This is a genomic window from Pseudomonas sp. FW305-7 (genome assembly GCF_058786735.1).
The window spans coordinates 555,518-570,869 of the sequence record NZ_JBYSZA010000001.1 but is presented as its reverse complement, the minus strand read 5'-3'; the positions used below and the strand labels follow the sequence as shown (position 1 = coordinate 570,869).

5 protein-coding genes are annotated in these 15,352 nt (G+C 60.7%); 3 read left to right on the top strand and 2 right to left on the bottom strand.

All coding sequences use genetic code 11. The annotated features are described in order from the left end of the window. Positions 1-316: 316 nt before the first annotated feature. Positions 317-1,390: an ABC transporter substrate-binding protein gene (locus AC3WMT_RS02670; RefSeq protein WP_103302363.1), complete on the top strand. Its 1,074-nt coding sequence runs from the start codon at positions 317-319 to the stop codon at positions 1,388-1,390. 6 nt (positions 1,391-1,396) lie between these two features. Here AC3WMT_RS02670 and AC3WMT_RS02665 read toward each other — a convergent pair whose 3' ends face one another. Further along, positions 1,397-1,615 (bottom strand): DUF2970 domain-containing protein, encoded by a 219-nt coding sequence (locus tag AC3WMT_RS02665; RefSeq protein ID WP_042559414.1) that lies wholly within the window; start codon positions 1,613-1,615, stop codon positions 1,397-1,399. A gap of 172 nt (positions 1,616-1,787) precedes the next feature. Between AC3WMT_RS02665 and AC3WMT_RS02660 the strand changes: the two genes are divergently transcribed. Further along, positions 1,788-9,029: an NEL-type E3 ubiquitin ligase domain-containing protein gene (locus AC3WMT_RS02660; RefSeq protein ID WP_103302362.1), complete on the top strand. Its 7,242-nt coding sequence runs from the start codon at positions 1,788-1,790 to the stop codon at positions 9,027-9,029. Between the two features lie 53 nt (positions 9,030-9,082). Here AC3WMT_RS02660 and metH read toward each other — a convergent pair whose 3' ends face one another. After that, on the bottom strand, positions 9,083-12,793 hold the full coding sequence (gene metH, locus AC3WMT_RS02655) for a methionine synthase (RefSeq protein WP_103302361.1): 3,711 nt from the start codon (positions 12,791-12,793) through the stop codon (positions 9,083-9,085). Positions 12,794-12,948: 155 nt separating this feature from the next. Between metH and AC3WMT_RS02650 the strand changes: the two genes are divergently transcribed. Then, complete coding sequence (locus AC3WMT_RS02650; protein WP_103302360.1) at positions 12,949-15,243, top strand: fatty acid cis/trans isomerase; 2,295 nt, start codon at positions 12,949-12,951, stop codon at positions 15,241-15,243. Positions 15,244-15,352 lie beyond the last annotated feature (109 nt).

The following is a 15,352-nucleotide window of genomic DNA, read 5'->3' as shown; positions in this document are numbered from 1 at the left end:
CCACATTTGTCGTGCGGACAATCATCGTCTTAACTGTGGACGAGTCTTTCTGCAATCACCGATAAAACCGATAAGAGGCGATGCAATGAGCAATCCGACCAAGGCAAGGAAAAGCGATAGCAGCGTTGATGCATGGGCCATTTTGTTCCTGATCATTCTGGTCGTGGGGACAGCGGTATTCTGGGTCAGTCATCAGTAAACGACCCATCCGGGTCCGCGCCCGACGATTGTCGGACAAAAAACGGGATCAGGCGTCAATAGCCGGTGTCTGGATGGCTATAATGCGCGGCCATTTTTCCTTGGGCCCGGATGATTAATGTTCAAGTTTCTCCACGTCAGCTTTCTGCTCTTCGGTGCGGTGTTTTCCACCTGCGCACGGGCGGAGTCGGTGCTGTTTCTTAACCCGGGCTCGACGCAGGAAGCCTTTTGGCTCAGCTATTCACAATTCATGCAGGCGGCCGCCCGGGACTTGGGGATCGATCTGCAAATCCTCTATTCCCAACGCCAGCCTGAACTCACCCTGGCACAGGCGCGTCTTGCGTTGCAGGGCTCGAATCGGCCCGATTATCTGATATTCGCCAACGAACAATACGTTGCCCCGCAGATCCTGCGACTTGCGCAAAACAGCGGCGTAAAGCTGTTTATCGTGAATGCCGCACTGACCCCCAATCAGCAGGCCCTGGTCGGCGAGCGCACCGACCGCATCGGCAGTCTGGTGCCGAACGACGAGGAGGGCGGTTATCTGATGATGAAGGAGCTGATTCGTCTGCACCCGCCCGTTGCCGCGAATGAGCCGATTGAAGTGCTGGCGTTCTCCGGTCTGAAAATCACCCCGTCGGCGCAGTTGCGCGAACACGGCATGCAGCGCGCTTTGGCCGAGCATTCGCAGGTACGCCTGCGTCAACTGGTCTACAGCGGCTGGACGCAGCAACGTGCCTACGAACAGGCGAAACAGCTGTTCGCCCGCTATCCGAAGGTGTCGCTGGTGTGGTCGGCCAATGATGAGATGGCGTTCGGCGCAATGCGCGCGTTTTCCGAGACCGGCAAGGTCCCGGGCAAAGACGCCCTGTTCAGCGCGGTCAATACTTCACCGGCGGCTTTGCAGGCGATGGTCGACGGGCGTCTGAGTGCATTGTTGGGCGGGCACTTCACCCTGGGCGGCTGGGCGCTGGTGGAAGTGCATGACGATCAGCAGGGTGTCGATCTGAATCAGTTCGGCGGGCGTGACCGGCAGTTGCCCTTGTTGCAACTGATCGACAAAAGGCAGGCCCGGCAAATGCTGGCCATGGGTGAGTCGCCAGACTACGGCGTGAGTTTTCGCAAACTCTCGGCCAAGGGCCGCCCGGCTTCCTACCGTTATCCGTTCACCTTGCAGACCTTGATGCGCTGAAACTCGTCAAACCCCGGCGAAATGCAGCACCAGTTTGACGATGGCAAACAGCGTCAGGGCGAACACCGCCGTGAACAGAATGCCCAGCAGCACGAAATGGCTGGGCTTGCCGTGGGTGAAGTCCCTTGCCCGGTTCTTGCCGCTCTGCACGCCGAACGCTGCCGCCATCACGCTGTGCAACATTTGCCAGAAGCTCGGCGGTTTGTTGTCGACTGGATCGTCCATAAATCCCTCGTAGCGTCAGTTGTCCAGAAGAGCATAGCCAACTTGCCACTGGATGGCCTGCCGGCGCACGCCCATACAGTCGACGGGTTTCCACTCACCGTGCGATATCTATCTACCGCAGATGCGAATGTTCGAGATGGTCTGCTCTTGGCTCCACCAAAAAGGAGCGACCATGACCGTCATCCCATCCATTGCGCCAACAGTCCGGCCGGCGGCAACCCAGAGCCTGCACGGTGACTTCCTCGAACAATCCATCCCCCAATGGCTGACTGACGCTTCGACGCAAAGACGCCAGGCATTCAAGGACATTCATACAACGCTGCCACCGTGGTACCGCAACGCCGCACCTGACCAGCGCGAGGCCTTGAATGTGAGCTTCGTCGCCAGTCTTGAGGCGCAGAACCGTCTGGACCAAAGCATGGCGACGTTTCAGGACGTTGAAGCCTTCGCCCGGCCCCTGTTGATCAAGGCCCTGAAGGACCGATTCCAGCTGCAAGTGGATGTCGACAAGACATTGCTGTGCCTGCGGCGTCCACTGGAAATCAGCATTTTCGAGATCGAACTGTCATCGTTCGAAGTGCTCAAGCTGTCGATGCTCGAAGCCGCACTGCACAATTTCGAAGCTTACGAATGCAAGCCGGGGGCCTATCACAAGACTTCCGGGTTCGTTAAGCAAACCGCTACACCGGACACCTACGAAGCGGTGCCGGTCAACCTCAGCGTCAGCCAGTTTCTGACGTTGTGCCGCAGCCTGGACATCGGCAAGCAGTACCAGGCGTATCTGGAGGGCTTCTTTTATCCGGCCGCCACGACTGCGCCCACCGCACTTCGCGAACCGTTCATCGCCAGTCAGAAGGCAGCCCTGCGCGCCGCCGCTGAACTGGCGCTGTTGAAAAAGGACATTGAACCGGCGGACTACACGATGATCGTTTCGGTGATCAACGGCGAGAGGCATCCGTGGATGGGCCGCAAGCAGGTCTGGTTCGAAGACCTGGGCCTGATGAGAAAGCGCATGACTGGCTGCGTGGCGTTCTCGATCTGCGAAAAATATCGCTACAGCGACGAAGTGATTCTCTACGTTCCCAACGATCCCGAACATCCGCTCAAGCGCTACAGCGGCGCGCAGATGAAGCAAGAGTTCAAGCGCCTGTTCACTGCAGGAAGCGCCGCGGTCACCGGCGCAGAGCCGACCCCGTACCAACGCTTTTTCAGCCAGTTCGTCCCCTACGACCAGCGACCGTACTATTTCAGCCAGTTCACGCAAAAGGCCGCCGACTCCCCCAGCGATCCGTGGCGCTCGCCCTGGCGCACGATTGTCAACGCGTTTACTCACACCGCAGCATTTACCCATATCAGGGAGCTGCCGCCCGAACGTCCGGCGAAACTTGCGCCGGCAGCGGATCCGTATCTCGCACCCTCTACCCTCACGCGCAAGGGGCGAGGCATCTGGGCGGAAAACGAGGATCTCTGGGAATACCTCTACCAGCAACATTGCGCCAAAGTGCTGGCCGATGCACGCAGTCATGCGGTGCCGACCCAAGAGGTCGACGCCAAGGCCCGAGAGGCGAAGCTGGCCCACCTGATGGAGGTCGGTCTGCTGGGCCTGAACCTGGTGTCGATGTTCGTGCCAGTCCTGGGCGAAGTAATGATGGTAGTGATGGCCGGCCAGTTGTTGTACGAAACCCTTGAAGGTGCGGTCGAGTGGGGGGAGGGCGATCGCCGGGCAGCCAAGGATCATCTGGTGGATGTGGCAGAAAACCTCGTGCAGATTGCGCTGATGGCCGGGGTGGGCGCCGGGGTACGCAAGTTTCAGGCGGCCGAAGCACCCGCAGTGCTCGAAGATCTGCGCCCGGTGGCATTGCCCAATGGCAAAACCCGGCTGTGGAAACCGGATCTGCGTGCCTATGCTTCCCCGGTGGCACTGGAGGCCAGCGGCGGTACGAATCTGTCAGGGCAGCATCGGGTCGATGGAACAACCTACATGCGCCAGGGCGGTCAGGCTTACCAACAGTTCTTTGATGAATCACTGGGCAAATGGCGCATCAGGCATCCCTCCGATCCTGACGCTTACCAGCCATTGCTTGAACACAATGGCCGCGGTGCCTGGCGGCATACCCTGGAACGTCCTCTGCAGTGGGACCGGTTGACCCTGTTGCGGCGTATGGGCCATGCCGCCGAAGAATTTTCCGATGCGCAGTTGCTCAAGGTGGCCGATATCAGCGGCGTCAGCGATAACGCGCTGCGCAAGATGCATCTGGATAACGCGCCGCCCCCACCCGAGTTACAGGACGCCATGCGTCTGTTCCAGGCCGATGCGGATTCGGCACGGGTCATCGCGCAACTGCGCGGTAGCCAAGCGGTTGATTCGCTGTATCTGTACGCATTGCCGCTGGTGACGGAAATGCCGCGCTGGCCGGCCAACCGCGTGCTGCAGGTGTTCGATGGGGATCGATTGACCGGCGAGTCGCTCACCTATGGCGCCAGCCCCCAGATTCGCGGCGCGGTCGTCAGGGCGCCGATCAGGGTGAGCCGCGCCGACATCCTGCGCGGCGACCTGACGGCACGCATTCTCGCCCAGCTCGATGAGCCTGAAATCATTCGACTGCTCGGTGAGGGCGGGGCGCGCTCGCGCTATGCCCGTGCCGAAGAGTTCAGTCAGCAGATTGCCGATTACGCCCGGACTCGCCAGCCGGCGATTTTCGACAGCATTTATCGCGGCACTTCGCCGGCAGACGCGCGCGTCCGATTGCTACGGAGGACCTGTCCGGGACTCGGCGATGCCGCGGCCGAGGAAATCCTCGCGCATGCCCGGCCTGAAGAAATCGAGCGGCTCAACGCCAACCGAGGAGTGCCCCTTCGTCTGCTGGAGGAGGCGCGCTGGTTTCAGCAACAGGGACGCCAGACTCGCGCTTACGCGGGGCTGCGCAGTGAAAATATCGCCACCGCCGATAGCCGGCGTCTGGCGTTGCACACCTTGCAAAACCTGCCGGGCTGGCCGGACACCGTGCGCCTCGAAGTCCGCGAGGGCAGCCAGCGCGGCGCGCTGCTCGACAGCGTCGGCAGCGAGAGCGCCCGCGACAAAAAATACCTGGTCAAAAAAGGCCAACGCTTTCAGGCCTTCGATGAGCGTGGCGAAGCGCTCAACAGCCAGCCAGACGCCGGCGACAATTTCTATGTCTCGATCATGCACGCCTTGCCCGATGACGCCCGACGCAGCCTTGCGGTGCCTGAGGTCAGCCAGAGTGCCGAGTTACGCCGCAGGATCATCGAGCATGCCGTTCAGCATCGCACTGAGGCCGTGACTCTGCTGGAACCGCAGGCCGCCTGGTTCAAACCGCCAACACGGATCAACGAACGACTGTTGGGCTACTACGCCAGTGGTCGCGGCCCTGGCTTGAACCCGCACCTGACCGTGCGCGTGCGCGATGTGTATCCGCAGTTGACCGATCAGCAGGCCAACGGCTTGATCCTCCGGCAGTTGCAGGCGGGGAAAACCGACAAGGATATTTTCAACCTGTTGCAGCACCGGCAGCGCGATTGGGACGGGCTGAATGCCGCGCTTGACCGATGGCTGGGGCCCGCGCCGGAGCAGCCGTTGCGCGATACGCCGGCACGCTCCGACGCACAGGCAACGTATGAGCGCAAAACCCTGACCGCACAAGCGCTCAAGGCCTGTTGGCGCCAGGCGCCGTTGGCCGCAGAGCTACCCGGTGCGGATCGCTTGGTGATCAGCAGTCTCGAGCCGTTGCCGGGGTTGACCACCGATTTCAGCCACATCCGCGAGTTGTCCGTGGGCGGGCGCGGGCTGACGGATGCCAATGCCGATGATTTTCTGGCGCGCTTTCCCGACGTGGAAAAACTCTCGCTGGGCGAACGCGGCAACTTTCTCGACACCTACACGGCCGGTGCGCAGCCGCTGACGACCGTGCCGCATTCGGTCAGTGCGATGCGCTCGCTGAAGAACCTGCGATTCAGATCCCATGCGTTCAAGCTGGCCGCCGATTTTCCAACACGATTACAGGGACTGACGTCACTTGAAACGCTGCACATTGAGTGCGAGGGAGTCGATCCTGCCGCCATGCACAACCTCGATCTGACACCGCTCATGCAGTTGAAGAGCCTCACGATCGATGCGCCGGCCATGACGCAATGGCCTGCCTTTGCGCAGCACCTCCCGCAACTGGAGCGCCTGGATCTGGCCAACACCTCGATCAATGTCATTCCGCAGGCGCTGTACAGCGGACATGAAAAACTCTGGGCGGGGCTGTCGCTGGATTGGTCGAAGTTCACCCATGAAGCTTTCAAACCCGCGTACGAATACGTCAGGAATTACGCCGGGCCGTTGGGGCATCTGGTTGACCTGCCTCTGATGGTTCGCGGTTTCTGCTACGGGGAACTGGCGTTTCTGACCGGTGAGCCCGGTGTCATCAACCCCTTGCCTGAGCGGATCCTCACCCTCTGGGATACGCCCGCGACGAGGCTCGCCGCCGTAGAAGCGTTACGCGCCGAACACGCCGGGATCTTTCGCCAGTTCTATGAGCCCGGCACGTCGGCAGAACTACGCACCGCCCGGCGAGCGTTGCGCTGGACCCAGGAACCCAATGCCAGCGTTCTGCGCGCACTGGAGATCAACTGGCGCGCCGTGGTGCGAGCCCGCTATGGCTTGAATGAAAAAGTGACCCTGTTCGAATTGCCCGCATCGGGCGCGCAAATGTCGCAATTGCTGGGCTATGAAAAGATCAGCGAACTGCCGCCATTGCCGGCCGGGATTTTCGCCGATGTGACCACCTTGCGGCTGGGCTGGCTGGATGCGCCGGTCGAGCAGGTGCGCGATTTCATTCGGGCTTTCGGCGGCACGCAAACCTTGGAAATCAGCGGCAATGGCTTGAGTGAACTGCCCATCGGACCGGGCGATCTGCCGCAACTTAGCCGTCTCGATATCTCCTACAACAGCGTAGTCGTCACGCCGCACGTGCAGAGCCAGTTCAGCCGCATGTCCAGCCTTGAATACCTGAATGCCAGCCAGAATCCGCTGACTGCCCTGGACGTCAGCGCGCTGACGAAGCTCAAGGCGCTGAACCTGCGCGCCACTGAACTCGAGGCATGGCCCGCAGGTGCCGAGCATTTGCCGCAGCTTGATTGGGCCGACCTGCGCGACAATGCCATCGACTCGTTGCCGCCAGCGGTTCTGGCCGACGATGAGGCGCTGCTCAAAACCAGCCTGACCGGGAATGCCTTCAGTCCCGAAGGCCAAGTCGCGTTGAACGCAGCGCAGCAACGCGTGGAGAACGTCAGGGGGTTGCCGGTAGGGGCGCTGCAGCGATTTGCGCTGGAACCCGTACCGGCAGATTTTCCTCCCGGCGAGACGGCCAGGTCCATCGTCGAGTACCTGTTGCCGCTGCCCCGCAGGGCAAATACCGGCACGCAGGCCTCAGGATTCGCTGAACGTCTGCAGAATCTGAATCCAGTGATCTCGCCCGCGGAAGCCGAGCAATGCATTTCGCGACTGCGCAGCGCGGGGATGAGCGACGACCAGATCAGCAACCGTCTCGGCGAATGGCAGCAGACCAACGAGTCACTGACGCGCCAGCTCAATGGCTGGATCTTTACCCGCGAGACCCGTTCGCCCCATGCGGTGGTCAGCGCCGATGGGCGCGGATTCGCCGCCCTGAGCATTCGCGAATGCTGGCAGGACGGGGTGACAGCCCTGACCCCCGACGCCGGCCAGGAGCTCAGCCTGATGGGGCCGCGCACCGGCGACCTGCCTTCGCTGACAGCCGAATTCGACCACGTGCGGACGCTGAATTTGACGGGGTCGCGAATCACCGCGCAGGGGTCCAATGGCTTTTTGCAGGCTTTCCCGCAGTTGAGCACTTTGGTGCTCAACGGCAACGAACTGAGTGCGCTGCCGCAAGCGGTGCTCAGCATGAGCCGGCTGCAACGCCTGGAACTCAACGGCAACCAGTTCGCTGATGCGCAATCGTTGTACCGGCTGCCCGGTCGTGATCAATTGCGCTGGCTGGACGTGGGTCATAACCACCTCAATCAATTCGATGCCCGCACCTTCAATCGTCTGGAGACGCTGAATCTGGCCTACAACGGTCTGGCGCAGTGGCCGGAAGGGACGCTGGAGGCGCCGAACCTGCGGACCCTGAACCTGAGCGGCAACGATTTCAGGGTCATTCCGGATCGACTGTTGGACGGCACCCATGAGCCACTGGTTGGCGGCACGCAGCTCGCCGACACTTATCAGTTGTCGCTGATGAGCCTTGAGCAAATGCGCAATTACAGCGCTGCACACGGCGACGTTGCGGTGATGGGGATTTCGCGTCAGGAACTCGATTTGCGCATCAGCGCGATCCTCAGTGACTCGGACAGCGATTTCGATTCCGACATCGATTCTCCGGGCGACAGCGACAGTGATGGCGACGATACCCATGCCAGTGTGCAACCCATCGAAACCCTGCTCAATCCGTCATTCGAGGTGTCTGACTCAGCCTTGCAGCCGTGGCTCGTCGATACCCGGGCTGAAGTGCGATCCGGCCGAACCAGCCTGTGGGTGCAGCTCGCCCAGGAAGATGACCGCCAGGCGTTTTTTCACTTGCTGTCAACGCTGCGCGATACCAGTGATTTCCGCCTGTCGCGCGCCGACCTGACGCATCGCGTATGGCGTGTCATACAAGCCGCCACGGAAAACACCGAACTGCGGCAACTGTTGTTCATCAATGCCGAGACCCACGGCGCCTGTTCCGACGGGCGCATCCTGTCCTTCAGCGAACTGGAAAGCCGGGTCTATGAGTACAACGCATTGCGCGATATTCCGCGCCAGCGCCCGGAGCAGCGCGGACGCGCCTTGCTGGATCTGTCGCGCCGGCTCTTTCGTCTGGGCCGCGTCGACCGTCTGGCAGAGCGCGCCGGGCGCGGACAGGACAGGGCAGAAGTGCGTCTGGAATATCGTATCGGCATGACCTCGGGCTGGCCCGATGGGCTGGAGCTGCCGGGGCAACCCGAGCACATGATGTTCGGCAGACCGATTCGTGGGCAGCAACTGGCCCGCGCACGTGCCTCGGTGCTCGCCGACGAGGCCTCCGATGTGTTTATCGAGGATCTGATTTCGCGTGATTACTGGGAGCGGTATCTGCGCGAGCGCCATCCGGACGCATTCGATGCGGTTGAGCGCAACGCCTCTAAACGCCAGGATGAGGTCGAGGATGCGCATCCCGACAGAACCGAGGGGCCCGCTCTGGATCAGTACACGAAGGCGCTGCATGAGCTGGAGGTAGAGTTGGCCAGTGCCCGAACCGCTAATCTGATGGAGCTGTCGCGTGCAGAAATGCAGGCGCTGGCCTCGATAGGGGACGCGGTGCCACCCACGCCGCCGTCACCCCAGCCAGGCCCGTCACATCGCCAATGATTGCGCGGTTGCCCGGGCATGAGCGCGAGTTGCGCTCATGCCCGGGCCGGGTCTCAGTTGTCGTAACCCAGATTCGGCGCCAACCAACGCTCGGTCACACTCAGTTCCTGACCCTTGCGCGAGGTGTAGCTCTGCACCTGATCCTTGTCGATCTTGCCCACCGCGAAGTATTGCGCTTGCGGGTGAGCGAAGTACCAACCACTGACCGCTGCCGCCGGGAACATCGCGTAGTGTTCGGTGAGGAACACGCCGCTACGGCCAGCACGCATTTCTTCGGCTTCGGGGTCGAGCAAGGCAAACAGCGCCGCTTTCTCGGTGTGATCCGGGCAGGCCGGATAACCCGGGGCAGGGCGGATGCCGCTGTATTGCTCTTTGATCAGCGCGTCGTTGTCGAGCACTTCTTCCTTGGCATAACCCCAGTGTTCTTTGCGCACCTGCTGGTGCAGCCACTCGGCGCAAGCTTCGGCCAGGCGGTCTGCGAGGGCCTTGACCATGATCGAGTTGTAATCGTCACCAGCGTCCTGATAAGCCTTGGCCACTTCTTCGGCGCCGATGCCGGCGGTGGTGATAAAACCACCGACGTAGTCGGTCACTTCGCTGTCCTTCGGCGCGACGAAGTCGGCGAGGGAGAAGTTCGGTTTGCCGTCGGTCTTGATGATTTGCTGGCGCAGATGATGCAGCTTGGCCATTGGCTTGCCGTCATCGCCGTACAGCTCGATGTCATCGTCATGCACCTGATTGGCCGGCCAGAACCCGAACACCGCGCGGGCACTGATCAGCTTCTCGTCGATCAGTTTGGCGAGCATTTCCTGCGCGTCCTTGTACAGCGCGGTGGCGGCTTCACCGACCACTTCGTCTTCGAGGATGCGCGGGAATTTGCCGGCCAGATCCCAAGAGATGAAGAAAGGCGTCCAGTCGATGTACTCGGCCAATACCTTCAAATCAATGTTGTCCAGCACCTTGCTGCCGGTGAACGTCGGTTTGACCGGCTCGTAGGTGGCCCAGTCGAACTGTGGCTTCTTGGCGACAGCAGCGGCGTAGCTCAGGCGTTCGGTGCGAGCGCTGCGATTGGAAGTGCGTTCGCGCACGTCGATGTATTCCAGACGGGTCTTCTCGACGAAACCGGCCTTCAATTCTTTCGACAGCAGCTGTGTGGCTACGCCCACCGCGCGCGAGGCGTCGGTGACATAGACCACGGCGTCGTTGCTGTACTTCGGCTCGATCTTCACCGCGGTGTGCGCTTTGGACGTGGTCGCGCCACCGATCATCAGCGGCAGGTGGAAGTCCTGACGCTGCATCTCACGGGCAACGTGAACCATTTCATCCAGCGACGGTGTGATCAGGCCGGAGAGGCCGATGATGTCGCACTTCTGCTCCTTGGCCACTTGCAGAATCTTCTCTGCCGGGACCATCACGCCGAGGTCGACGATGTCATAGCCGTTGCAACCGAGCACCACGCCAACGATGTTCTTGCCGATGTCGTGCACGTCACCTTTGACCGTGGCCATGAGAATCTTGCCCTTGGCTTCCGGCTTGTCGCCTTTTTCCAGTTCGATGAACGGGATCAAGTGCGCTACGGCCTGCTTCATTACGCGGGCGGATTTCACCACCTGCGGCAGGAACATTTTGCCGGCGCCGAACAGGTCGCCGACGATGTTCATGCCGGACATCAGCGGGCCTTCGATCACTTCGATCGGACGGGCGAACGACTGGCGCGATTCTTCGGTGTCTTCAACGATGTGCGTGGTGATGCCTTTGACCAGCGCATGCTCCAGACGCTTGTTGACCTCCCAGCTGCGCCACTCTTCGGTTTCGGCTTCCTTGACACTGCCGTCGCCCTTGAACTTGTCAGCGATGGCGAGGAGGGCGTCGGTGCCTTCTGGCGTGCGGTTGAGGATCACGTCTTCAACGGCGTCGCGCAGCTCGACCGGGATCTGGTCATAGATCTCCAGTTGCCCGGCGTTGACGATGCCCATGGTCAGGCCCGCGCGGATCGCGTACAGCAGGAATACCGAGTGAATCGCCTCGCGCACCGGGTTGTTGCCACGGAACGAGAACGACACGTTGGACACGCCGCCCGAGGTCAGCGCATACGGCAGTTCGTCGCGGATGTAGGCACAGGCGTTGATGAAGTCCACGGCGTAGTTGTTGTGTTCTTCGATGCCGGTGGCGACGGCGAAGATGTTCGGGTCGAAGATGATGTCTTCCGGCGGGAAGCCGACTTCGTTGACCAGAATGTCGTAGGAACGTTTGCAGATTTCTTTCTTGCGCGCTTCGGTGTCGGCCTGACCGGCTTCGTCGAACGCCATCACCACAACGGCAGCGCCGTAGCGCTTGCACAGCTTGGCGTGATGGATGAACTGCTCGACGCCTTCTTTCATGCTGATCGAGTTGACGATGCCCTTGCCCTGAATGCACTTGAGGCCTGCTTCGATCACTTCCCATTTCGACGAGTCGATCATGATCGGTACGCGCGAGATGTCCGGTTCACCAGCGATCAGATTGAGGAAGGTCACCATGGCCTTCTTCGAATCGAGCATCCCTTCGTCCATGTTGATGTCGATCACCTGCGCGCCGGCCTCGACCTGCTGCAGGGCGACTTCCAGCGCTTCGGTGTAGTTGTCTTCACGGATCAGGCGGGCGAATTTGGCGGAGCCGGTGATGTTGGTGCGCTCGCCGACGTTGACGAACAACGAGCTGCGATCGATGGTGAACGGCTCCAGACCCGAGAGACGGCAGGCCTTGGGAATGTCCGGAATCTGCCGCGGCGCGTAACCGGCGACGGCGTTGGCGATGGCTTCGATATGCCCAGGCGTGGTGCCGCAGCAACCGCCGACGATGTTGAGGAAACCGCTTTGGGCGAACTCCTCGATGACTTTTGCGGTTTCCGACGGCAGTTCGTCGTACTCGCCGAATTCGTTGGGCAGGCCGGCGTTCGGGTGCGCAGACACATGGGTGCTGGCCTTGTTCGACAGCTCTTCCAGGTACGGACGCAATTCGCTGGCGCCGAGCGCGCAGTTGAGGCCGACCGAGATTGGTTTGGCGTGGGCCACCGAGTTCCAGAACGCTTCGGTTGTCTGGCCCGACAGGGTACGACCGGAGGCATCGGTGATGGTCCCGGAAATCATGATCGGCAGTTCGATATGCAGCTCTTCGAACACACCTTGCACGGCGAAGATCGCTGCTTTGGCGTTGAGGGTGTCGAAAATGGTTTCGATCAGGATCAGGTCGGCGCCGCCCTCGATCAGGCCTTTGGTGGCTTCGGTGTAGTTCTCCACCAGCTCATCAAAAGTGACGTTGCGGTAGCCCGGGTTGTTGACGTCAGGCGACAGCGAACAGGTACGGCTGGTCGGGCCGAGCACGCCGGCGACGAAACGCGGCTTGGCCGGGTTCTCGGCGGTCTTGGCGTCGGCGACCTTGCGGGCCAGGCGGGCGCCTTCTACGTTTAGTTCGTAGGCCAGCTCTTCCATGCCGTAATCGGCCATGGAAATGCGCGTAGCGTTGAAGGTGTTGGTTTCGAGAATGTCGGCGCCGGCGTCCAGGTAGGCTTTCTCGATGCCACCGATCACGTCCGGACGGGTGATCACCAGCAGGTCGTTGTTGCCTTTGACGTCACTTGGCCAGTCAGCGAAGCGCTTGCCGCGATAATCCTGCTCTTCGAGCTTGTAGCTCTGGATCATCGTGCCCATACCGCCGTCGAGTATCAGGATGCGCTCTTTGAGGGCTTGCTTGAGAGCTTGAAGGCGGACGCTGCGATCGGACATTTGGACTACTCGGAAAGACCATTACGAAGGAGCGGGATCATAACAAACCTGTGCGGTTTTGGAGCATGTGAGGCTTTTGCATGAATATCGCTCATGTTGGTACGGGCGTCATACTGTAGAATCGCGGCGTTTTTTTCAGGATCGGGATCAAGGGCATGTCGTACCGCGTCATCAGCACTGTGTTGCTGTTATTAAGCTTTGGCGCGGCGGCGCAAGAGCCCTCGATCTCGCCTTCCATTTCCTACACCCGCGACATCCAGCCAATCTTCACCGAGAAGTGCGTGGCCTGCCATGCGTGCTATGACTCTGCCTGCCAGCTCAATCTGGGCAGTGGCGAAGGCGCGGGCCGGGGCGCGAGCAAGATGCCGGTCTATGACGGCGAACGCACACAAGCGGCACCGACCACGCGCTTGTTTTACGACGCCTTCGGCAAACGCGCCTGGCAGCAGAAGGGCTTCTTTTCGGTGCTTGATGCCCAGGGCAGTCAGGCCGCGTTGATGGCGCGCATGCTTGAGCTGGGGCACAAAACCCCGTTGACGCCGAACGCCAAACTCCCGGAAGACATCGTGCTCGGTCTCAATCGCGAGAACATGTGTGCGATGCCCGCCGAATTCGAGGGCTATGCCGGGGCGCATCCGAAGGAAGGCATGCCGTTGGCGGTGACCGGCCTCACCGATCAGCAGTATCAGACTTTGCAACGCTGGCTGGCCTCAGGTGCGCCGATTGACGAGCAAGGGCTGGCGCCGAGTGCCAAAGAGGCGATGCAGATCGTTCAGTGGGAAAACCTGCTCAATGCGCCGGGCGCTCGCCAGAGTCTGGTCGGGCGCTGGTTGTTCGAGCACTTGTTTCTGGCGCACATCTATTTCAAGGATGGCGAGCCGGGGCACTACTTTCAGTGGGTGCGCTCGCGCACCCCGACAGGTCAGCCGATCGACCTGATTGCCACCCGTCGCCCCAACGATGATCCAGGCACCCAGGTGTATTACCGCTTGTGGCCGGTGCAAGGGGTGGTCGTGCATAAAACCCACATCACCTATCCGCTCAGCGCGGCGAAGATGGCTCGGGTCAAAAGCCTGTTCTACAACGGCAACTGGCAGGTCAGCGCGTTGCCCGGCTACGGCCCGCAAAGTCGCGCCAACCCGTTTGCCACGTTTGAAGCGATTCCGGCGCAGGCGCGTTATCAGTTCATGCTCGATAACGCCGAATACTTCGTCCGCACCTTTATTCGCGGTCCGGTGTGCCGTGGGCAGATCGCGACTGACGTGATCCGCGACAACTTCTGGGCGCTGTTCCAGGCGCCGGAACATGACCTGTACATCACCGACCCCAACTATCGTGGCCAGGCCACGCCGTTGCTGGCGATGCCGGGGCAGAACGACGATGTCGGCAGCGTACTGAGTCTGTGGCGCAACTATCGTGACAAACGTAACGAATATGAAGCCTTGCGCCGCGACAGCTACGCCGATATTCCCGCACCGAGCTGGTCGACGTTGTGGGCCGGCAACGACAACGCGCTGTTGAGCATCTTCCGCCACTTCGACAGCGCTTCGGTGACCAAAGGCCTGATCGGTGAAGTGCCGCAGACCCTGTGGCTGTTCGACTATCCGTTGCTGGAACGCACGTATTACCAGTTGGCGGTCAACTTCGATGTATTCGGTAACGTCTCCCATCAGGCGCAAACGCGTCTGTATTTCGACCTGATCCGCAACGGCGCCGAACAGAATTTCCTGCGCCTGATGCCGGCCGATTCCCGCGAGGACTACCTCAACGATTGGTACCAGAGCAGCGGCCAGTTCAAGATGTGGCTCGACTATGAAGCCATCGACGACGACAAGCCGACCGCGCTCAAGCTCGACGAGAAAGACCCGAAATACGACTTCGCCATGCAATTGCTCACACGTTATGGCGACCTCAATGCGCGGCCCGATCCGATCAACCGCTGTGATGGCGCGTATTGCTCGCGGCCGAACATTGATCCGGCGCTGCAAAATGCCGAACAGGCCCTCAGTCGCCTGGTTTCGCGTCCGGCCGCTGGCCTGAAAGTCATCGATCAATTGCCGGAAGCAACCATGTTGCGCATCGCAACGGCCAGCGGCAAACGCGAGGTTTACAGCCTGTTGCGCAACCGTGCCCACAGCAACGTGGCGTTTTTGCTCGGTGAGTCGCTGCGTTATCAACCGGGGCTGGATACGCTGACCATTTATCCGGGCGTGCTCAGCAGTTATCCGAACTTCATCTTCAACATCCCGGCCGATCAGGTTACGGCGTTTGTCGATGCGATGGAAAACGCCAAAGATGCCAGTCGTTTCGAGAAAATCGTCGAACGCTGGGGCATTCGCCGCAGTCATCCGCAATTCTGGTTCTATTTCCACGATCTGAGCCAGTACATCCACGAAACCGATCCGGTGGAAGAGGGCGTGCTGGATATGAACCGCTACGAGAATCTTTGATCGTTTGTTGCCGGCCTGCTGTCCCACCCTTCAGTAACACCGCAAAACCCCTGTAGGAGTGAGCCTGCTCGCGATAGCGGAGAATCAGGCACTAGAGATGTTGAATGTG